This window comes from Amycolatopsis coloradensis, assembly GCF_037997115.1.
Lineage (GTDB): Bacteria > Actinomycetota > Actinomycetes > Mycobacteriales > Pseudonocardiaceae > Amycolatopsis > Amycolatopsis coloradensis_A.
The window spans coordinates 4,219,026-4,239,026 of the sequence record NZ_CP150484.1; the positions used below are offsets into that span (position 1 = coordinate 4,219,026).

Genomic DNA, 20,001 nt, shown 5'->3' on the forward strand with positions numbered 1-20,001 from the left:
TCAGCTACCGGGAATCCCGTTGGGCGGCGGCCCGTCGTTCGCGGCGGAGTCGTCCGCCTTGATGGGTGCTTCGCCGAGGTCGGTCACCAGTACCGGTGTCAGATCCTTGCCGACGCCTCCCTTGAGTTCGACCACCGACATCCCGGAGATGCCGAGGTGGCTGTCTCCGGTGTACCGGAACGGCGCCAGACCCGGTCCCTCGAACGTCTTCCCGGACTGCTGGATCACCTCGACGAGGTGCTCGCGCGTCAGGTCCTTTCCGGCCGCCCGCAACGCCTGGACGAACGTGTACGCCTGCGCCATCCCGTAAATGCGGTAGTTCGTCAGGTCGCCGCCCTTGCCGTGTGCCTTCCAGACGCTCTGCCACAGCTTCGTCCACGCGTTGTCCGGCGCGTCGACACCCGGCAGGTACTCGGTGGTGACCACGCCGTCGATGAGCGACGCGCCGTTGGTGACCTTGCCTTCGGAGAACCGCGCGAGCAGCGAACCGACGAGCGCGGGATCGGAGCCGACGTTGCTGTAGACCCACTTCGGCTTGAACCCGATCTTCAGCGACGCCAGCTGGGAAAGCGCGGTGTACGACGGAACGGTGAAGCCCAGCACCAGATCCACGCCCGCGGCCTTGAGTTTCGCGATCTGCGGCGCGATGTCGGTGTTGCCGGGCGAGTATTTCGCGACCTCCACGATCTGCTGCCCGAGGTAACGCCGGACACCCTTCTCGCCGTCGCGGCCGAAGTCGTCGTCCTGGAGGAACAGGCCGACCTTGGCGTTCGGCATGTTCTTCCGAACCCAGTCGCCGATGATCTTGCCCTCGATCTCGTAGTCCGGCTGCCAGCCGAAGGTGAACGGCGCCTTCTTCGGATCGTCGCCCCAACGCAGCGAACCCGAGGACACGAACAGGTCCGGCACCTTGGAGTTGTTCAGGAAGTCGACGACGGCGCTGTGCGTGGGCGTGCCGAGGCCGCCGACCATCGCGAAGATCTCCTCCCTGAGCACCAGTTCGTCGGTGACCGCGCTCGTGGTGGTCGGGTTGTAGCCGTCGTCCTTCACCACGAACTCGATCTTGCGGCCGTTGACGCCGCCGTTCGCGTTCACGTAGTCGTAGTAGGCCTGATGACCGCTCGGGATCTCGCTGTAGCCCGGCGCGGCGACGCCGGTCAACGGGAAATGCGCGCCGATCTTGATGATCGTGTCGGTGACGCCGACCGTCGAGCCCTTCTGCTCGCCATCGGGTCTGCCGCCCGCTCCGCAGGCGGCGGTGACCGTGACGGCCAGGAAGACGGCCACGGCCTTGGTCCAGCGTTTCATGAAGTTCTCCTCCGGTGGATGAGTTTCCGCAGCCCACCGGCGAGACCGGCGGGCGCGAGCAGCACGATCAGGACGGTGACCAGGCCGTAGATCAACGGCGCCAGATGCGCGGCCTGCACGTCGGACAGGCCGAGATCCGTTCCCGCGCCGGTCACCAGCGGCGGCAGAAAGGTCAGCAGCGCGGCGCCGGCGAGCGCTCCGGTCAGGCTCCCGAGACCGCCGAGCACCACCGCGGAAACCAGCAGCAGCGACAACGTCAGCGCGAACCCGCTCGGCGCCGCCAGCCGCGCCGACAGCGCCATCAGCGCACCGGCCAGCCCCGCGCACCCCGAGCTGACGACGAACGCCCGCACCCGCGTGCGACCGAGGTCGATCCCGGCGAGTTCGGCGGCCACGTCCTCGTCGCGGACCGCCCGCCAGTCGCGTCCGACGCGGCCACGGGACAGGTTCGCCAGCAGCACGAACACGATGATCACCGCGAGCCACGAAAGATAGGCGAGATAACGGATCGACGTGAGTTCCTTGCCGGTGACGAAGTACGCGGCGTCCGCCAGCCAGACGGGGATTTCCGGCATGCGCACGGGCAAGCCTTGTTCGCCGCCGAGCGCTTCGCCGAAGAACAACGGGATCCCGGGGACGGCGACGGCGAGCGCGAGTGTCGCCCCGGCGAGATACGGCCCGTGCAGCCTGGCCGCGGCGACGCCCACGAGTGCCCCGACGGCCAGCGTGATCACCATCGCCAGCACCAGGATCACCGGCAGCGGAAGGAATTCCGATTTCAGCAGGAGCGCCGTCGAGTACGCGCCGACGGCCATCAAGGCGCCGTGCCCGAGCGACAGCTGCCCGTTGAGACCGGTCAAGACGGTCAGGCCGCCCGCCGCGATCGCGAAGTACGCCATCGTGGTGAGCTGCGAGGTGAGGAACGGCCCGGAGTTCTCCAGGACCAGCACGACGACGAGCAGCGCGGCGAGCGCGCTCAGCAGAGAACGGCGAGGCACGTCAGACCCTCCGTTCACGGACGCTCGCGAACAGGCCACCGGGCTTCAGGAGCAGCACCACCATGAGCAGCGCCAGCGCGGCGAGCGGTACGAGTTCCGAGCCGACATAGCCGCTCACCAAACTCAGCGACAGGCCGAGGACGACGCCGCCGACGACCGCGCCGACCGGGCTGTCCAGGCCGCCGAGCACCGCGGCGACGAAACCGTACACCACCACACCGTCCATATAGGACGGATGGACGAGACCGCCGCCGGCGATCAGCAGACCGGACAGCGAACCGGCGAGCGCCGCCAGCGCCCAGCCCAGGGTGAGCATCCGCCCGACCCGCACGCCGAGCAGGCGGGCCACCTCCCGGTCGAAGGCCGCGGCCCGCATCCGCAAGCCCAGATCGGTACCGCGGAACAACAGCACGAGCCCGATCAGCACCACCCCGACGGCGGCGATGGTGAACACGCCGAACCCGGTCAGCGCGATCGTCGTGTCGCCGAGCCGGAACCCGGTGAGCCCGAACGGCGCCGGGAACGACCGGTACCGCGAGCCGAACACCAGCGCCGCCAGCGCGTGCAGCACGATGAACAGCCCCAGGGTCAGGATGACGGCGTTGATCTCGGGTTTCCCCGAGACGAACCGGATCACGAACCGTTCCACCAGCGCGCCGAGCACCAGGCCCGAAAGCAGGGCGACGGCGAAACCCGCCCAGTACGACCAGCCCGCGTCGATCAGGACGAGCGCGACGTAGGTGGTGATCATCGCCATCGGCGCTTGCGCGAAGTTCACGATCCGCGTCGCCCGCCAGATCAGCACGAGTGCCAGTGCGAACGCGGCGTAGACCGCGCCCAGCGTCAGGCCGGTGAGTGCGGTGGTGAGCAGTTGCTGCACGAAGCTCCCTTTCAGAATCCGAGGTAGGCGTGCCGGAGCGCGTCGTCCGCGACGAGCGCGGCCGCGTCCCGCCGGACGACGACCCGCCCGAGGTTGAGCACGACACCGTGGTCGGCGATGGACAGCGCGCTGCGGGCGTTCTGCTCGACCAGCACGACGGCCAGGCCTTCGTCGTGGACGAGACCGCGCAGCAGCCCGAAGATCCGTGCCACGATCCTGGGCGCGAGACCCAAGGAGGGTTCGTCGAGCAGCAGCACCTTCGGCCGGGAGAGCAGCGCGCGGCCGATGACCAGCATTTGCCGCTCTCCACCGGAAAGGACGTGCGCGAGACCGTTCTTGCGGTCGGCCAGCGCCGGGAAGAGGTCGTAGATCCGGCGGAGATCGGCCGTCGTCGCGCGGCCGCGTGCCCCGAGTGCGCCGAGCCGCAGGTTCTCCTCGACGGTCAGTTCGGCCAGCACGCCGCGGCCCTCGGGGACGTGCGCGAGCCCGAGCACCGGAAGGTCCTCTGTGGACACGCGGCTCAGGTCCCGGCCGGCGAGCGAGACGCTGCCGCCCGCCGGCGTCACCAGTCCCGAAATGGTGCGCAACAAGGTGGTCTTGCCCGCGCCGTTCGCGCCGAGCACCGCGGTGATCTCGCCTTCCGCGGCCGAAAGGTTCACGGAATCGAGCGCGCGCACCGGGCCGTAGTTCGCCGAAAGATTCTCAACCGTCAGCACCGGCCACCTCCTCACCGAGGTAGGCCGCCTGGACCGCCGGATCCGCGCGGACCTCGTCCGGGGTACCGCGGGCGATGACCCTCCCGAAGTCCAGCACCACGATCTCGTCGCAGACGCCCATCACCAGATCCATGTGGTGCTCGACGAGCATCACCGACATGCGCTCGGTCAGGCCGCGGACGAGCGCGCCGACCTCGTTGATCTCGGCCGACGACAGGCCGCCCGCCGGTTCGTCGAGCAGCAGCAGGTCGGGTTCGCTCACCAGCGCTCGCGCCAGAGCGACGCGCTTCTTCAGCGGGTAAGGAAGGCTCGCGGGATAGCGCTGGGCGACGTCGGCGATGTCGAAGGCCTCCAGTTGAATCATCGCGCGCTCGGTCAGCGCCTTCTCGTCCTTCGTCCACCCCAGAAACGAGGACCAGAAGCCGGATTTCGCGTGCCTGCCCGCCCCCGCGAGGACGTTCTCCAGCACGGTCATCCGGTCGAACAGGCCGAGTTCCTGCAGGCTTCGGGCGATCCCGAGGCCGGTGAGGTGATGCGGGCGCAGCCGCCGTAGTTCCGTGCCGCGCCAGGTCAGCGTGCCGGTGTCCGGGCGGACGAAACCGCACGCCACGTTGAAGAGCGTGGTCTTGCCCGCCCCGTTCGGGCCGATCACCCCGAGCACCCGGCCCGGAGCGACGGTCAGGGAGACGTCCGACAAGGCGACGAGACCACCGAAGGTCACCGACACGCCGGACAGCTCGAAGGTCGACAGGGTCACGCAAGAACTCCCAACGGAGAGAGGAGGCCCCGGCGCGGGCGCGCCGGGGCCGGTGACGCTCAGGCGTGCGGACATGTGTCCCGGTAGTCGCTGATCGTGCGGTCGTCCGGGGCGGGGCAGAGGAACTGCTCGTAGCGGGTGTCGTTGTCCACGAACCGCTTCAGCCACGAGATCGTGTACTTGGCCATGGTCGTGTTCGCCGTGTTCGGGAAGAAGTGGCTCGCGTTGTCCAGCTCCATGTATGCCTTCTCCGCCGAAGCGGGAATGCTGGTGTAGAACGGGATCGAGTGCGACGCCACCGGCGCGACGGAGTCGGACTCGCCGCCGATGACGAACGTCGGCACCCTCAGCGAGGACCACGACTTCTGCGTGTTCCACGGCGCGAGCGGTACCGCGGCCTGCAGCGAGGGCCGGTCCTGCGCGGCTTCGAGCGAACCGCCGCCGCCCATCGAGTGGCCCGCCACCGCGAGCCGGGTGGTGTCGATGCGGGACCGGACGGTGCTGCGCTGGGTCAGGTAGTCGAGCGCGGCCAGCAGCTGGTCACCGCGGCTGTCGGGCTGGTCGTAGATCGTGTTGGTGTCGATCGTGAACACCACGAAGCCCTGCGACGCCAGCCGCGGGCCCATCCACGCGATACTCGACTGGGTCGCGGTGAACCCCGGCGAGATGGCGACCGCGCCGAACGTGCCCTGCGCGGTGCTGGTGGGGTAGTAGATGGTTCCGCCGCCGAAGCCGGTGACGGCCAGGCTCGACACGGAAGTCTGGGATACCGCGAACGAGCCGCGAGAGGCTTCGATGCTGCTTTCCGTCGGGTCGGGTCCTCGTTCGTAGGGGTTCTCGGCGGCGTAGGCCGCGGGGGCGACAGTGAGTGCCGCGACGGTGGCCAGTCCACAAAGGATCCGGGTCGTACTACGCATGGTGCCGTCTCCGTTCGCCGTTGAACACGGTCCGTGGTGATGGACTGTGGCAAACGCCCGGAGGGGGCTGCATCGGTGAAATCGCCAGTCTTGATCCGCGACCGTTCCCGCCGGGCCGGTCGCCCGTACGATCGGCGATCGTGAACCCCTCAGCCGAGGACATAGTCCGCACCGCGGCGCGGTGGATCGATCGCGGCGTCCGCGTCGACACCTCCGCCTTCGCCCAGGAACTGGGCATCTCGCGCAGCACGCTGTTCCGCCGTGTCGGCAACCGGGAAGACCTGCTCGGTGATGCCCTCTACTACCTGTCCGAGCGCACCCTGACGGCCGCCGCGCGCACCTGGGAGCGCGAAGAGGGCGACGTGGTGCGCAACGCGGCCGGTGAACTGCGCTGTCTTTCGATCATGCGCGAGTACCGGTCCGTGCTGGCGGCGAGTGCCGGGTTCCGGCGCTTCCTCGACGACGAGCCGGTGCTGGCGATCAGGCTGCTGACCGATCCGGACGGCCGCGTCCAGCCGCGAGTGATCGCGGCACACGTCGAGCTCCTTCGCCGCGACGTCGAGGACGGCGGCTTCGTGCCCGCGGTCAGCCTGGACAGCCTGTGTTACGCGATCGTGCGGCTTGGGGAGGCGTTCCTGTACTCGGACGTCCTCGCCTCCCGGACCCCCGATCTCGAAGCGGCGTCGACACTGCTCGGAGCGCTCGTGGAAGGACGGGTGCCGAGCAGGACCTTGTGAAACACTTGCGCCTGGTGTTTCATCGAGAGGGATCTCGAGGAGGCGCCGATGCCTGTGTACCCGCTGCGGGGGAGGGACGACCTCTTCGGCGGGCTGAGGTCGGTCGCCGGGCGTGCCGTGCTGGTCCGCGGTGCGGAAGGCCTGGGCAAATCGGCCCTGCTCACCGAGCTGCGCGCCACCCTCGGCGTCCGCCTCGTCGGTGTGCGGGGCCTGCGAGCGGAAAGCGAGCTGCCCTACGGCGCCCTGCAGCGGATGTTCGGCGCGCCGGTCTCCGGCGGCGCGGAGGCACGAGACCGGCTCGGAGCTGTTTCGGCGCCGACGATCTGCTGGGTCGACGACGCGCACTGGGTCGATCCGGAGTCCTTGGCGGCGCTGGGTTTCGCCGCCAGGCGACTGGCGGGAGCGCCGGTCGGGATGGTGCTCGCCTCGCGATCTGGATCCGACGAATTCGATTCCGTCGAGCTGCCGCCGTTGCCCGTTTCCGCCGCCGATCAGGTGCTGCGTGACCGCGGCGTGCCCGCCGGGGTGCGCCCGCAGCTGGTCGAACTGGGTGACGGGAACCCGGCCGACCTCGTAGCGCTGGCGGCTTCGCTGACACCCGCTCAGGCGGCCGGGCGGGAGCCGGTTTCGCCGATCCTGCGGGAGCGTCTGCCTCGCTACGCGGCCGAGCTCGACGCGATGCGGCTCGACGAACGTCTCCGTTTTCTCGCCACCTGCATGGACTTCACCGCGAGGAAGGCGACCTGGTACGCGGCGGCGTCCCCGGCCGACCGCAGGGCGGCGCACGCGCGGCTGGCCTCCGCCGAGGAGGGGCCCGACGCGCTCTGGCATCGCGCGATGGCGGCGGCCACGCCGTCCGAGCCGCTCGCGGACGCGCTCGCCGCGGCACCGGCGGTGGATCACGCGGCCGCGGCCCGGCAGCTCGAACGCGCCGCCGCCCTGACCGCCGATCCGGCCACGCGGGCGACCCGGCTGCTGGCCGCGGCGGACGCGGCCTGGCAGGCGGGCAGACCTGGGTGGGCACGGCTGCTGCTGTCCAGAGTGGACACTGAACCGGGCGCGGTGGCGTTGCTGCACGGGGAGATCGAGCTGCGTGACGGCGATCCCGCCGTCGCCACCCACGAACTGGGCGCAGCGGCGGAACTGCTGCCCGATCCGGCGGGCGCGCTCCTGCTGGCGGGTGAGGCGCGCAGGCTCGGTGGTGACCTGAGCGGCTACCGGGCTCTCGCCCGGGCGGTCCCGGCGGGCGACGGGCTGGTCTCCGCGCATTTCCACGGTCTGACCTCGGTTTACGCCGGACGTCACGAGGACGCCGTCACTCCGCTGAAGGACGCTGTCGCCAAGGGGATGGCCGGCTCGGACGTCGCAGGGGCCGTCTGGGCCGCCGAAGCGGCCTTCGCCCGCGGGCATGCCGAACGGGCGCACGAATACGCGGCCGCGGCCGTGAGCCGCGCGCGGCTCGGCAAACGCCACGCGGAACTGCCGTGGGCACTGATCTATCTGTCGCTCTCGGCCATCGCGCTCGACCGCATCCCCTGTGCGCGGGCGGCGTCCCGCGACGGCCTGCGGGCACCGCACAACCTGCGGATGGAGCATCTGACGCTGCTGGGACTGGCCGCCGCACTGCTCGGTGACCGCGTACCGGAGCTGGACGAGGCGGCCGAAGGCATCGCCGAACGCGGTCTAGGCAGGCCCGCCGCGGTCGCCGCGTGGGCGAACGCCTGCCTGGACCTGGCCGAAGACCGGCCCGACGACGCGTTGAGCAGGCTCGAAGATCTCGCTTCGGGCGTCTCCGGCGACCAGCCGGTGATCCGGGTGCTGGCCACTCCGCAACTCGTCGAGGCGGCCGTCTGTGCCGGGCGGCCCGAACGCGCACTGGCCGCGCTGGAGGTGTTCGACCGCTGGACCCTCGCGGGCGCGGAACCCTGCTGGCTCGCGCTGAGCCACCGCTGTCACGCGCTGACCGCGCCGGATCCCGGTGTGGCGGAACGGCGTTTCGTCCTGGCCATCGAGGCGCACCGGCGGGCGGGCGGCGCGATGGAACTCGCCAGGACCCGGTTCGCCTACGCCACTTTGCTGCGACGGCATCGGCGGACCCGGGACGCCCGCGACCAGTTCCGCGATGCCTTGCGGGGCTTCGAAAACGTCGGCGCGACCCGGTTCGCCGAACGGGCAAGGGCCGGGCTGCGAGCGACCGGCGAGACCGTCGACTCGCCGCACCGATCGCTCGCCGGCCTCACACCGCAGCAGGACGCCATCACCCGCCTGGTGGCGGCGGGGGAGACGAACAAGGAGATCGCACGCCGGCTGGTGATCAGCCATCGCACGGTGGATCACCACCTGCGGAACATCTTCACGGCATTGGGTGTGCGGTCCCGGGTGGAACTCGCGCGCCGCGTCGCCGCCGGCGAATGAACTGCCTCGTGGGTGGGGCGTCGGCTTCGCGTGACTGGATGGACGACACGCGTGTTGGGATGGACGACTCGCGTGATTGGCTGGACGACACGCGTGATTGGGCGGACGACTCGCGGCGGAGCCCCGGCCACGGTCGTGTCGTCCATCCAATCACGCGAGTCGTCCAGCCAATCACGTGTGTCGTCCAGTCGGTCACGGGCAGGCGAGGACCGGGGCCTGCGGACGCCCACCGCCGTGCAGGTCGCTCAGCGGAACCCTGGCCAGGCCGAGGATCGCCTGCGCGGTCGCGCGCGGGGCGGTCGACGGGTTCAGGCCCGTGGCGTCGTAGGCGATCGCGCCGCGGTCCGCCTCGGCGCCGGCGCACCCGGTCTGCAGTGACCGCAGGAATTCCCGTGCCTTGACGGCGGCGGCGGGGCGGTGCCCGGCCAGCGCCTGCGCGGCGAGGCCGGTGCTGTTCGCGTTCGGCGCGTTGGTGGAGAAACCGAAGCCGCCGTTCGGGTGCTGCTTGGTGACCAGCCAGGAGGTGCCCTCCCCGGCGTTCACCGGGTCACCGGTGGCGCGCAAGGCTTGCACGACCGTCGCGGTCGCGTCGACGTCGCTCGTGCACGTCGCTTCGCCGAAGTTCAGCGGGAAACCGCCGTCGGGGCACTGGGTGCCCGCGAGGAACGTCACGGCCTGCGCCGGGACGTCGCCGGTGCGGTCCAGCGCCAGCAAGGCGAGTGACTGCGAGAGGGCGTTGGAGTAGTCGCCGTATTCGGAGCGGTCGGAGAACCGGCCGGACGGCGTGAGCAGCGAGAGCAGGCCCGCCTTCAGGTCGACGCCGCCGAACGACGCCGGGTCCTTGCCGCGGACCTGCGCGGCGAGCAGCAGTTTGGCGTGCGCGCCCGCGTACGCCTCGGTGCCGCTGCCGACGTAGCCCGTGGTGATCTCCGGTTTCGCCAGCCAGGTGATCGCCTTGTCCGCGTTCGTGTCCGACACCCCGGCCGCGGCGAACGCGAAGATCGCGTCGATCGTCAAACCCTGGTCGGGGAACTTCTGGCCGCCGAAGTCGGCCTCGAACCTTTCCCCGTCGGCCAGCTGCCTCGCGAGCCAGCCCGCGGCGGCGTCCGCCTTGTCGTGGGTGGCCGCGGCCGCCGCCGGAGCGGCGACCAGCCCGATGCCGCACAGCAGGGCGACAGCGAAAACCAAACGTCTCATGAGAACCCTTTCCCGCATTTCCACGACAGGAGTCGGTGACACCGCGCGACGTGGGTGACCGGGCTCGCCTGGAGGGCACACCGTTGCGGGACAGCGCCGGACTCTCACCGGACTTCCCCCACGACCGCGCTGAATCGGACGAACCGAAGAGTACCGCCAGGGCGCGGGTTTCGATGTGATCCTGGTGACCGACCTGGTCAGCGGTGCCTGCCGGAGGTGATCGAGTGTTAACCTCGATCGGCTCGACAACTGCACACCGCCGCCCGTGACGGGGAAGCCGGTCGAAATCCGGCGCTGTCGCGCAACCGTGGGCCCTTCACCAGGGCGAGCCGGGATACCGAACGGGCGGATGAACGAACCACTGTCGCGATAAACAGGGGTGACCGCGGCGTCTCGCGCCTGTCCTCCGTCTGCCGCAAGGAGGAGTCATGCGCCGCCGGTACCTCACCGCAGTGGCGTTCGCCGTCAGCATCGGCGTGGTCGCCGCACTGCTCACCGGGACGGCCAGCGCCGCCAACGATCCCGGCGCCGCGAAGGCGAATTCCCGCTGGCTCGCGACGAAGCTGAAGCCGGACGGCACGCTCGAGAACCCCAATGGGGGCGCACTGCCCGACCACGGCCTGATGCTCGACGTACTGTTCGCGATGTACGCGTCGGGTGACGGCGCCAAGGCCGAGCCGATCATGAAGTTCCTCGACGATGAAGGCCACGCGAGCGACTACTTCACCTGGGACGGGCTGGTTCCCGGGCTCGGGTACGACAAGATCGTCGTCGGCGGCTCGCTGGCCAAGACGCTGGTCGCCGCGCAGGTCTCCGGCCGGGACCCCCGGAATTTCGACGGGTACGACCTGGTCGCCGAGACCCATGCGGCCATCATGCGCACGGGCCCGGACAAAGGCCGGATCAGCGACTACTCGAAGGACCCGAAACTCGCCGACGCGGTGAGCAACGACGCGAACACGTTCGGCCAGGGGCTCGGCGTGATCGGGCTCGCCGCGGCGGGAGAGAACGACCGGATCGCCATCGACAGGCTGCTGACCCAGCAGTGTTCCGAGGGCTACTTCCGCCTCATTTTCGAAGACATCCCGACGAAGGAGACCGGCGACCACGTCACCCCGGACGGCCACAAGATTTCGACCTGCGACGAGGGGAAGCCGCTCGACCTTTCCCCGACCGACGGCGACGCCACGGGCCTCGCGCTCTCGGCGCTGCTGGCCGCGCGCCAGGCGGGCGCGACCGGACTCGACGCCCCGATCGCCAAGACCGTCTCGTGGCTCAAAGCGAACCAGACTTCCGGTGGCGGTTGGGGTGGTGGCGTCGGCACCGAGGCGCCGAACACCAACAGCACCGGCATGATCGTCCAGGCGCTCGCCGACGCGGGCGGTGCGGACGCGGCGGTGGACAAGGGCGTGCGGTACCTCAAATCCGCGCAGGCGAACGCCGCCGCCGACTCCGGCACCAAGCTCGCGGGCGAGCTCGGCGCGATCGCCTACAACCCGGCCGCCTACGAGGCCGCGCGCACGTCCGGCATCAGCGGCGTCGACACCTGGATCCGCGCGGGTGCCCAGGCTTCACTCGGGTTGTCGCAGGTCGGCTTCTACGCGCTCGCGAAGGGCGACACTCAGCCGCCGACCAGCGGCGCCCCGGCTCCTACGACGACCACCATCACGACGTCGGCGACGCCGCCGCCCCAACCCAAGAAGGCCGGCACGCCCAGGGCGTCCACCGTCGTCCGGCCACCGGCCGCGATCGTCACCCCGGACACGGCGACACCGGCCGCCCGCCTCGGCGCCTACCTGGCGAACCGGCTCACCGACGGTGACCACGTCGAGGTGACCGAGGACGGCAAGACCTACGTCGACTACGACGCCACCGCCGACGTGGTGCTGGCCCTGCGAGCGCTGGACCAGCAGCCGGACTCCGTCGCCCGCGCGTCGCAGTTCCTGGTGAAGCCGGAAGCCGTACAGGCCTATGCCCACGGCGCGCCCTACGAGCAAGGTGAGGCGTCGTATGCCGGACCGCTCGCGAAACTCGTGCTCGTCGCCGAGTTCGCGAAGGCCGACGTCGCCGGGCAACTGCGCTCCGATCTGGTGAAGCTGCGCGGCACCGACGGCAAGTTCACCGACACCGGATCGTTCGCCGACGCCGACGAGACCGTGGAGCGGCACGCTTGGGCGGTGCTCGCCACCGCGGCCGATCCCGGTCCCGCGGTCGAACTGCTCCTTTCACGCCAGTGCGCCGACGGAACCTTTCCGAAGCACCTCGACACCGCGGAATGCGGCTCCGGCGACCTCGCCGCGACCGCCGCCGCTGTCACCGCGCTGGCCGCCCGTCCGCACACCGACGCCGCGCCTCCGTCCAGGCGCCCGGATGGCTGGAGCGCGCGGCGCGTGTCGGCGTTCGTCTCCGCGGTGAGCGCGCTCGGCGTCCGGCCGACCGGCGAGGGCATGGTCACCGGAGAGGGCGGAGAGCCGGACATCGCGCTGAGCGCCGCCGTCGCCGCCGCGCGGCAGACCGCCGGCCTCGACGCGAGCGGAACCGCGCGATCACTGGGCGAACTGGTCCAAGCCGATGGCGGTTTGGCCAAGGGGGCCGCCGGGGAGACCGATTTCCCGACCAGTCTGGCCGCCGCGCAAGGAGTCGCGGGCCGATCCTGGCTGTCCGCGGCTGATTCGCCGCTCTCGCCCGCGATCCGGCTGCCGCTGACCGAGGCGAATCCGTCCGGTGCGCCGGTACTGGCCGCGGAGCAGTCCGGCTCCCCGCCGTCATGGCTGGTCTGGGGGCTCGCCGGACTGGCCGTCCTGCTGCTGCTCACCGTGATCGCACTGGTTTTCGTACTTCTTCGTTTCACCAAGAAAAAGGGGGCAACACCGTGAAGAGAATGCTGGCCGTGACGTCCGTCCTCATCGGACTGATCGGGCTTTCCGCCGCACCCGCGAACGCGGTCGACACCACCAAGGGCTACGCCGGGATCTGCACCGGCCCCGACGCGCTCACCGGGGTCACCGTCGTGGTCGACTTCCAGGAGCTGGACGGCAACGGCGGGACCGCCGCGCCGACGATCACCCGGTGCTCGCCCAACGCCGCGCCGGGTACCGCCCGCACGGGCATCAAGGCGTTGCAGGACGCGGGGATCGCGGTCGCCGGCACCGCACGCTGGGGCCTCGGTTTCGTCTGCCGCCTGGAAGGCCGCCCGGCCGCGACGGAGACCCTCCCGCTGTCGACCAACCCGAACTACAAGGAAGCGTGCGTCACCACGCCTTCCCCCGGCGCGTACTGGGGTTACTGGCACGCCGGCGGCTCCGGCACCACCTGGACCTACAGCACCACGGGTGCCCTCAACCGCACCGTGACCCCCGGCGGATTCGAGGGCTGGTCGTTCTCGCTGAACAAGTCGGCGACGACGAACCCGCCGCCCGGTGTCACGCCGAGGAACCCGGCCATCCCGTGAGGAGGGTTCTTCCCGTGGTGGCGGCGGTCTTCCTGATCGCCGCCACGGCGCCGTCCGCGCACGCGGTCGACCAGAGCAAGGGGTATCCCGGGTTCTGCAAGGACGCCACCGGAGTCACCGTGGTGGTGGACTTCCAGCAGCTCGGCGGCACGGCCATCGTCCGCTGCAATCCCCAGACCACGCGCGGCACCGGACTGGACGCGCTCAAGGGCGCCGGTTTCCAGATCGCCGGGGTGCAGCGCTGGGGCGAGTCGTTCGTCTGCCGGGTCGAGAATCGCCCTTCCGCGGCCGAGAACATCCCGGTCAGCGGCCGCGAGACGTACCGGGAGCAGTGCGTCGACACGCCTCCCGCACAGGCCTACTGGTCCTACTGGCACGCCTCGAACAACTGCGCGTGGGACTACAGCCAGTGGGGGCTCAAGAACCGGGACTTCACCCCCGGCGGGTTCGAGGGCTGGTCTTTCTCCTTGAACGCCACCGCTCAGAGCAACCCGGTCCCGCGGGTCTCCGCCGTGCGGCCGGGTACCGAGAGCCAGCCGTGCGTGCCGCGCGAAGAGGCCAAGCCGGTCACCGGCGATCCCGGCGAGCGGCAGCAGCGGCCGCAGCCGGGGAACGATCCGCGGCCGGCAACCGGCCCGGAACCGGGCGCGGGGGAAGCCCCCGCTGCGGGGCCGAGTTCCGGCGCGCTGCCACCGCCCAAACCGCGTCCGAGTGCCTCGGCGCGGCCGAAGGCGCAGGACCCGTCGTCGAACGTCGCGTTCACCGGCGGTGAGAACGCCGAGGACGTCAACGCGGTGATCGAACGCGAGTCCGGCGCCAGCGACTGGGCGCCCTGGGCGGCGGGCGCCGCGATACTGGCGCTGTGCGTGGCGGGATTCCTGGTGGCACGCAGACGCAAACGCGCACAAGGAGTTCGATGACGTCCTACTTCCTGCCGCGCGACCTGCATCCGGCCGCGTGGTGGGTGTGGGCTCTGGGACTCGCCGTCGCGGCGACCCGCACGACGAACCCGTGGCTGCTGCTGACCATCGTGGCGGTCGCGGGGTACGTCGTCGTGGCCCGGCGCGGTGAGGCGCCGTGGGCGCTGGCGTTCCGGCTCTACCTGTACCTCGGCGCGTTCATCGTCGCGATCCGCGTGTTCTTCCGCGTCGTGTTCGGCGGCGCCGAGGGATCCACGATCATCCTTCGGCTGCCCGAGATCCCGCTGCCGGAATGGGCGGCGGGTATCCGGCTCTTCGGTGACGTGTCCGCGGAGTCGTTGCTTGGCGGGCTTTACGACGGGATGCGGCTGGCCGCGATGGTGATCTGCCTCGGCGCGGCCAACGCGCTCGCGAACCCGAAACGGCTGCTCAAGGCGATGCCGCCGGCGTTGTACGAGGTGGGCACGGCGGTGATCGTCGCGCTGTCGGTGTTCCCGCAGCTGGCCGAAAGCGTGCTGCGGGTCCGGCGGGCCCGCAAACTGCGCGGCGGTTCGGGCAAGAAGAAGATGAAGGCGCTCCATACCGTCCTCATCCCGGTGCTGGAGGACGCGCTTTCACGCTCACTGCAACTGGCCGCGTCGATGGACTCGCGCGGTTACGGCCGTGCGGGACTGGTCGAGGCGCGGACCAGGCTGATCACGGGAACGCTGATGATCGCCGGCCTGCTCGGTGTCTGCGTCGGCGTTTACGCCACTTTGGACGGTTCCACGCCCCGATACCTCGCCGCGCCGGTCCTTGCCTCGGGAGTCGTGATCGGGCTGATCGGCTTCCGGTCGGCGGGCAAGCGGGTCCGGCGCACGCGTTACCGGCCCGATCGCTGGCACCTGCCGGAGATCGTCGTCGCCGTCAGCGGCATCGGGGTCGCGGTGACCCTGTTCGTGACCTCCTGCGTGAACCCGATGAACATGAACCCGTCCCTGATCGACCTGTCCTGGCCGGCGCTGTCCTGGGGGCCGTTGGTCGGGGTGCTGCTCGGTGTGGTGCCCGCGTTCCTGACCCCGGCCCCCGAACCTCCCTATGCCGCACTAGAAGAAGCGCACACATGATCGAACTCGACCACGTCTCCTTCACCTATCACGGCCGCACCGAACCGGTGCTGTCCGACGTGACGCTGTCCATCGGCGAGGGCGAACTCGTGCTGTTCGCGGGCCAGACGGGGGCGGGCAAGTCGACGCTGCTCGGCACGATCAACGGTCTCGTCCCGCATTTCACCGGCGGCCACCTCGAGGGCACGGTGTCCGTCGACGGCGTGACGACGCGGTCCCGGCCGCCGCGCGAGTTCGCGCATCTCGTCGGCGTCGTCGGGCAGGACCCGCTCGCGGGCTTCGTCACCGACACGGTCGAGGACGAGCTCGCGTACGGCATGGAGCAACTCGGCCTGAGCCCGCAGGTGATGCGGCGCCGGGTGGAAGAGACCCTCGATCTCCTCGGTATCGCGGAACTGCGCAGGCGCGCGCTGCGGACGCTGTCCGGCGGGCAGCAGCAGCGGGTGGCCATCGGTTCGGTGCTGACGACGCATCCCAAGGTGCTGGTGCTGGACGAGCCGACGTCCGCGCTGGACCCGACCGCGGCCGAGGAAGTGCTCGCGACGCTGGCCAGGCTGGTGGAGGACCTCGGCACGACGGTGCTGATGGCCGAGCACCGGATGGAACGCGTGATCCCGTTCGCGGACCGGATGATCCACGTCCCGGGCAGCGGCGGAGTGGTCGACGGGACACCGCCGGAAGTGTTGAAGGACATGCCGATCGCGCCGCCGATCGTCCACTTGGGACGGTTGGCTGGCTGGGATCCGCTGCCGATGTCGGTGCGTGACGCCCGGCGGCGCGCTTCGTCGCTGACCCTCGGGACGCCCGCCGCGCGGAGCGCCACCGTCGGCGAAGAAGTGCTGACCGCGTCCGGCGTGGTCGTTCGGTACGGGCCGAAGGTCGCGGTGCGGGAGGTCGATCTGTCCCTGCGCGCCGGCGAGGTGCTGGCGATGATGGGCCGCAACGGCTCCGGCAAGTCGTCGCTGCTGTGGGCGGTGCAGGGCTCCGGACCTCGGCAGGGCGGCAAGGTCACCGTCGAAGGCAAAGATCCGAAGACGCTGAGCAGCGCCGAGGCCCGCGCGCTCGTCGGCATGGTGCCGCAGACCGCGAGCGACCTGCTGTACCTGCAGACGGTCGCCGCCGAATGCGAAGCCGCCGACGCGGAATCGGCCGCGGAGCCGGGGCATTGCCGGGGCCTGCTCGACAGGCTCGCTCCGGGCATCGATCCCGCGTCCCATCCGCGTGACCTGTCGGAGGGCCAGCGTCTCGCGCTGGTGCTCGCCGTGCAGCTGTCGGCCGCCCCGCGGATCATGCTGCTGGACGAACCGACCCGCGGCCTCGACTACACCGCGAAGGCGGCGCTGGCGCAGATGATCGCTGCGCTGACTGCCGAGGGCAAGGCGATCGTCGTGGCCACCCACGACGTCGAGTTCGTCGCGACGATCGCGCACCGGGTGATCGTGATGGCCGAGGGCGAGGTCGTCTCCGACGGCCCGACCGGCGAGGTGCTCGGCGGTTCTCCGGCCTTCGCTACGCAGATCGCGAAGATCCTCGGCGAGCCTTGGCTCACCGTCGAAGAGGTCCGGTCGGCGCTTCCGCGGGAAGTCCCGTGACCACGACGGCCCCCGCGGTCCGGCTCGGCCCGCGCTCGGCGACCGTGCTCGGCCTCGCGTCGCTCGCGGGGCTGATGATGTTCGTCTGGCCGCTCCTGGTCCGCGTCGAGCCGCAGTCGATGCAGCACGGCCCGGACGCGCCGTTCGTGTTCATCGGGATCCTGCCGATCCTGATCGTCATCGTGCTGGCCGAGATGTCCGAAGGGGGCATGGATTCCAAGGCCCTCGCGATGCTCGGCGTCCTTTCCGCGGTGAACGCCGCCCTGCGCCCCCTCGGCGCGGGGACCGCGGGCATCGAAGCCGTGTTCTTCCTGCTGGTGCTGGCCGGGCGAGTGCTCGGTCCCGGTTTCGGTTTCGTGCTGGGCTGCACGTCGATGTTCGCTTCGGCGTTGCTGACCGCCGGGGTGGGACCGTGGCTGCCGTTCCAGATGATGTGCTCGGCGTGGATCGGGATGGGCGCGGGACTGCTGCCGCGCCGCGTCACCGGCAAAGCCGAGATCGCGATGCTGGTGGGCTACGGAATCCTCGTGGCGTACGTCTTCGGACTCCTGATGAACCTGTGGTTCTGGCCGTTCATCACCGACGCCGAAGTGCCGTACCACGACGGGCACATCTCCTACGTGCCCGGCGCCCCGCTGCTGGAGAACCTGCACCGGTTCGCCGTGTTCACCCTGCTGACCTCGACGGCGGGCTGGGACACAGGCCGCGCGATCACGAACGCGGTGGCGATCCTGGTGCTGGGGCCCGCCGTGCTCGCGACGTTGCGCCGGGCTTCGAGGAAGGCTTCCTTCGGTGTGCTTCCCTCGTTCAGCGAGCCTGTTTCCGGCGCAGGACTTGGAAGGACACGGCGAACGCCACCCCCACGGCCACGATGATCGCGGCGAAGACGGGATGCATGTCCTTGGACAGGCTCTGCGCGCGTTCGGGGCCGATCGCCCAGAGCGCCAAGGGCGTGGCGTAGGCCGCGGTGAGGGCGATCGCGCCCCATCGGAGCGCCTTGAGCCGGGTGTCGCGCAGAGTGCCGATCAGGACGAGGGCGACCGGGACGACGGCGAGCATCGCGAACTGGCCGACGATCATGACCGGCACGGCCCAGGCCGAGACGAGGACGGTACGCGGCGCGGGGCGGACGGTGGTTTCGCGGTCGAGCGTGTGGGTGGACATCGGTTCCTCCGGGTCGCGAAATGCGGTCAGCAGGGGGATTCGGTGGTGGCTTTGAGGTCCTTCAGCCAGGCTTCGAGGCCCCAGCCGAGGTATTGCGTCGCCGTGGGTACGTCGGCCTCCACCTGGGCCCCTGCCCAGTTCTCCTCGGTGCGGACCAGCACGCCGCCCTTGACCTCGGTGAAGGTCCAGACGTGGGCGCCGTTGTCGATGCCGAGGCCCTCGCCGACCGCGGGCCCGCTCCAGCGGAATCGCGAGTTCTCGCGGAGCGGGCCTCGGTCCGGTAGTGGATCGGAGCCTTCGTGTCGATGGTCTTGCCCTGGCACGAAAGCGCGGCGGGGGAGGTGGTGGCGGCCTGTGCGGGTGTCACGGCGGCGCCGAGCAGGCCGAACGCCAGGGGAAGCGCCAGGGCGGCGGTGCGACGGAGGGTCATGCGAACCCCTTGTTAGCAGCAATTGCGATAGTTAGAAGCTATAACCACGTCGAGTGAGTGTCAATAGGGAAAGTGATAGCCTCTAACTGAACGAGCCTGGAAGGAGTCGCCGTGAAGACCTCGCGTGAGCGGTACCGGGTCCAGGTGTGCGACGAGATCAAGCGGTACGCGTGGGAGCAGCTGGGCACGACCGGCCTCTCCGCGCTGTCCCTCAATGGGATCGCCAAACACGTGGGCATGAGCGGACCCGCGCTGTACCGGTACTTCCCCAGTCGCGACGACCTGATCACGGACCTCGTCCGTGACGCCTATCGAAGCCTCGCCGACGTCGTCCGGGCGGCGGCTGAAGCCGGTGGCGTGACCGAAGTCGCCTACGCGATCAGGAAATGGGCGCTGGCGGATCCGCAGCGATACCTGTTCGTCTACGGAACGCCGATCTCCGATTATCGCGCGCCCGGCGACACCACGGAGATCTCGAACGAGATCATGGCCGTGCTGCTCAGGGTGCACGCGACGGCTCCGGATGACGGGCGGCTGACGGCGTTCGACGGCCATCTCGACGAGCATCGCGAGTGGGCGGGCGGGCTGCCGGTGTCCGCGGCGGTACTCCGGCGTGCTGTGACGTTCTGGACCCGGATCCACGGCGTCCTGTCTCTGGAGCTGGCCGGGCATTTCGCCGGTATGGGGTTCGATCCCGGCAGGCTGTTCGCCGCCGAACTCGAGCAATTGTCCACAAAGGACAATTCCCGCTGAGCGGGGCATCGCCGCCCGCTGTGCTAACTTTCGGGGATGCGCAAAGGATCCAGGGTTCCTTTCGGTCGTACGCTCGCGGTGATCGCGTCGGTGCTTCTGTCCTTGCTGATCGGCCCGGGGGCCGTCGCGAACGCCTCCGGCGGGCACGGCTGTGAATGCGCCACCCCGTCGATCGACCGGTTGCAGCACTGGCTCGCCTCCGGTGAGGGCACCACGGTGCCGCCGACCGGCAGCCTGCTCGTCCGCGAACGCGGCGGTTACGCGGCCAAAGTGACTTTCCTCAACGCGGAATGGCACGTGGTCGTCGTCTGGCTGGGGAATCGGTTCGAAGCGCAAGCCGATCTCTCGAAATCCGCCGGTTTCTGGATGACCTACAGCGCGACCGACGACCTCTACGTCCAGTTGCGTCCAGCCTCGCAGTGGAGCGGCGGGAACAAATGGCTCACGAAGGTGCCGTCGACCGGCGGGAAGAGGGTGAAGAAGTTCTTCAGCTTCAAGCCCGAGGCTTGGACGACGCTGCCCGAGCTGGGGACGCCCGGCCACTCCTTCGCCTCGGCGCTGACCGAGGCGCGAGGCCTGGTCTTCGTCGGCAAAACCCCGAACGAACTCGATTTCCGCGGCCTCTCGATCGATCGCTACCGGCCGCCCTGTCTCTGACCA

19 protein-coding genes and 2 riboswitches are annotated in these 20,001 nt (G+C 70.2%); of the genes, 10 read left to right on the forward strand and 9 right to left on the reverse strand.

The features are described from left to right. From LCL61_RS19810 to LCL61_RS19835, 6 genes are read right to left on the reverse strand one after another with little or no spacing between them, the layout of a single operon-like run. The gene (locus tag LCL61_RS19810; RefSeq protein WP_340688214.1) at window positions 1-1,308 is read right to left on the reverse strand and encodes an ABC transporter substrate-binding protein; all 1,308 of its coding nucleotides are present in this window, start codon (window positions 1,306-1,308) and stop codon (window positions 1-3) included. After that, window positions 1,305-2,306, reverse strand: coding sequence for a branched-chain amino acid ABC transporter permease (locus LCL61_RS19815; RefSeq protein WP_340688215.1), 1,002 nt, complete (start codon window positions 2,304-2,306; stop codon window positions 1,305-1,307). The genes LCL61_RS19810 and LCL61_RS19815 overlap by 4 nt, the downstream gene beginning before the upstream one ends. Window position 2,307: 1 nt before the next feature. Then, window positions 2,308-3,186 carry a branched-chain amino acid ABC transporter permease gene (locus LCL61_RS19820; RefSeq protein ID WP_340688216.1) on the reverse strand — a complete coding sequence of 293 codons (879 nt, stop codon included), beginning with the start codon at window positions 3,184-3,186 and terminating at the stop codon, window positions 2,308-2,310. An 11-nt stretch (window positions 3,187-3,197) separates the two neighbouring features. Beyond that, the gene (locus LCL61_RS19825) at window positions 3,198-3,902 is read right to left on the reverse strand and encodes an ABC transporter ATP-binding protein (protein ID WP_340688217.1); all 705 of its coding nucleotides are present in this window, start codon (window positions 3,900-3,902) and stop codon (window positions 3,198-3,200) included. Beyond that, the gene (locus LCL61_RS19830; protein WP_340688218.1) at window positions 3,889-4,659 is read right to left on the reverse strand and encodes an ABC transporter ATP-binding protein; all 771 of its coding nucleotides are present in this window, start codon (window positions 4,657-4,659) and stop codon (window positions 3,889-3,891) included. The genes LCL61_RS19825 and LCL61_RS19830 overlap by 14 nt, the downstream gene beginning before the upstream one ends. A gap of 59 nt (window positions 4,660-4,718) precedes the next feature. Next, complete coding sequence (locus tag LCL61_RS19835; protein ID WP_340688219.1) at window positions 4,719-5,576, reverse strand: alpha/beta hydrolase family protein; 858 nt, start codon at window positions 5,574-5,576, stop codon at window positions 4,719-4,721. Window positions 5,577-5,716: 140 nt separating this feature from the next. Between LCL61_RS19835 and LCL61_RS19840 the strand changes: the two genes are divergently transcribed. Then, complete coding sequence (locus LCL61_RS19840) at window positions 5,717-6,313, forward strand: QsdR family transcriptional regulator (RefSeq protein WP_340688220.1); 597 nt, start codon at window positions 5,717-5,719, stop codon at window positions 6,311-6,313. A 48-nt stretch (window positions 6,314-6,361) separates the two neighbouring features. Then, on the forward strand, window positions 6,362-8,728 hold the full coding sequence (locus LCL61_RS19845; RefSeq protein ID WP_340688221.1) for a LuxR family transcriptional regulator: 2,367 nt from the start codon (window positions 6,362-6,364) through the stop codon (window positions 8,726-8,728). A 192-nt stretch (window positions 8,729-8,920) separates the two neighbouring features. On the opposite strand, the gene LCL61_RS19850 is transcribed toward LCL61_RS19845, so the two are convergent. Continuing rightward, the gene (locus LCL61_RS19850) at window positions 8,921-9,925 is read right to left on the reverse strand and encodes a prenyltransferase/squalene oxidase repeat-containing protein (RefSeq protein ID WP_340688222.1); all 1,005 of its coding nucleotides are present in this window, start codon (window positions 9,923-9,925) and stop codon (window positions 8,921-8,923) included. A gap of 32 nt (window positions 9,926-9,957) precedes the next feature. Beyond that, window positions 9,958-10,084: riboswitch (cobalamin riboswitch) on the reverse strand. Window positions 10,085-10,196: 112 nt separating this feature from the next. After that, a riboswitch (cobalamin riboswitch) is annotated at window positions 10,197-10,264 on the forward strand. An 89-nt stretch (window positions 10,265-10,353) separates the two neighbouring features. Here LCL61_RS19850 and LCL61_RS19855 point away from each other — a divergent pair. From LCL61_RS19855 to LCL61_RS19880, 6 genes are read left to right on the forward strand one after another with little or no spacing between them, the layout of a single operon-like run. Continuing rightward, window positions 10,354-12,801 (forward strand): hypothetical protein, encoded by a 2,448-nt coding sequence (locus LCL61_RS19855; RefSeq protein ID WP_340688223.1) that lies wholly within the window; start codon window positions 10,354-10,356, stop codon window positions 12,799-12,801. A gap of 5 nt (window positions 12,802-12,806) precedes the next feature. After that, window positions 12,807-13,376 (forward strand): flagellar hook-length control protein FliK, encoded by a 570-nt coding sequence (locus LCL61_RS19860; RefSeq protein ID WP_340688631.1) that lies wholly within the window; start codon window positions 12,807-12,809, stop codon window positions 13,374-13,376. 14 nt (window positions 13,377-13,390) lie between these two features. Then, on the forward strand, window positions 13,391-14,296 hold the full coding sequence (locus tag LCL61_RS19865; RefSeq protein WP_340688224.1) for an ABC transporter substrate-binding protein: 906 nt from the start codon (window positions 13,391-13,393) through the stop codon (window positions 14,294-14,296). After that, window positions 14,293-15,402 carry an energy-coupling factor transporter transmembrane component T gene (locus tag LCL61_RS19870; protein WP_340688225.1) on the forward strand — a complete coding sequence of 370 codons (1,110 nt, stop codon included), beginning with the start codon at window positions 14,293-14,295 and terminating at the stop codon, window positions 15,400-15,402. Before LCL61_RS19865 ends, LCL61_RS19870 begins: the two co-directional genes overlap by 4 nt. Further along, a complete protein-coding gene (locus LCL61_RS19875; RefSeq protein ID WP_340688226.1) occupies window positions 15,399-16,994 on the forward strand; it encodes an ABC transporter ATP-binding protein in 1,596 nt (531 codons plus the stop codon). Before LCL61_RS19870 ends, LCL61_RS19875 begins: the two co-directional genes overlap by 4 nt. After that, window positions 16,991-17,869 carry an ECF transporter S component gene (locus tag LCL61_RS19880; protein WP_340688227.1) on the forward strand — a complete coding sequence of 293 codons (879 nt, stop codon included), beginning with the start codon at window positions 16,991-16,993 and terminating at the stop codon, window positions 17,867-17,869. The genes LCL61_RS19875 and LCL61_RS19880 overlap by 4 nt, the downstream gene beginning before the upstream one ends. Here the strand turns inward: LCL61_RS19880 and LCL61_RS19885 are convergent. Together LCL61_RS19885 and LCL61_RS19890 are read right to left on the reverse strand one after the other, a co-directional pair. Continuing rightward, on the reverse strand, window positions 17,802-18,158 hold the full coding sequence (locus tag LCL61_RS19885) for a hypothetical protein (RefSeq protein WP_340688228.1): 357 nt from the start codon (window positions 18,156-18,158) through the stop codon (window positions 17,802-17,804). The genes LCL61_RS19880 and LCL61_RS19885 overlap by 68 nt on opposite strands. Window positions 18,159-18,184: 26 nt before the next feature. Continuing rightward, window positions 18,185-18,481, reverse strand: a complete 297-nt coding sequence (locus tag LCL61_RS19890; protein ID WP_425342016.1) for a hypothetical protein — start codon at window positions 18,479-18,481, stop codon at window positions 18,185-18,187. Between the two features lie 218 nt (window positions 18,482-18,699). On the opposite strand from LCL61_RS19890, the gene LCL61_RS19895 reads away from it, so the two are divergent. Both LCL61_RS19895 and LCL61_RS19900 read left to right on the forward strand, forming a co-directional pair. After that, complete coding sequence (locus tag LCL61_RS19895) at window positions 18,700-19,341, forward strand: TetR/AcrR family transcriptional regulator (protein WP_340688229.1); 642 nt, start codon at window positions 18,700-18,702, stop codon at window positions 19,339-19,341. Between the two features lie 78 nt (window positions 19,342-19,419). After that, the gene (locus LCL61_RS19900) at window positions 19,420-19,998 is read left to right on the forward strand and encodes a hypothetical protein (RefSeq protein WP_425342056.1); all 579 of its coding nucleotides are present in this window, start codon (window positions 19,420-19,422) and stop codon (window positions 19,996-19,998) included. The last annotated feature ends 3 nt before the right edge of the window (window positions 19,999-20,001 follow it).

Coding starts and splice junctions, on each gene's coding strand:
- LCL61_RS19810 (WP_340688214.1), bottom strand. CDS start 1,308: ATGAAACGCTGGACCAAGGCCGTGGCCGTCTTCCTGGCCGTCACGGTC.
- LCL61_RS19835 (WP_340688219.1), bottom strand. CDS start 5,576: ATGCGTAGTACGACCCGGATCCTTTGTGGACTGGCCACCGTCGCGGCA.
- LCL61_RS19845 (WP_340688221.1), top strand. CDS start 6,362: ATGCCTGTGTACCCGCTGCGGGGGAGGGACGACCTCTTCGGCGGGCTG.
- LCL61_RS19885 (WP_340688228.1), bottom strand. CDS start 18,158: ATGTCCACCCACACGCTCGACCGCGAAACCACCGTCCGCCCCGCGCCG.
- LCL61_RS19870 (WP_340688225.1), top strand. CDS start 14,293: ATGACGTCCTACTTCCTGCCGCGCGACCTGCATCCGGCCGCGTGGTGG.
- LCL61_RS19875 (WP_340688226.1), top strand. CDS start 15,399: ATGATCGAACTCGACCACGTCTCCTTCACCTATCACGGCCGCACCGAA.
- LCL61_RS19850 (WP_340688222.1), bottom strand. CDS start 9,925: ATGAGACGTTTGGTTTTCGCTGTCGCCCTGCTGTGCGGCATCGGGCTG.
- LCL61_RS19860 (WP_340688631.1), top strand. CDS start 12,807: ATGCTGGCCGTGACGTCCGTCCTCATCGGACTGATCGGGCTTTCCGCC.
- LCL61_RS19855 (WP_340688223.1), top strand. CDS start 10,354: ATGCGCCGCCGGTACCTCACCGCAGTGGCGTTCGCCGTCAGCATCGGC.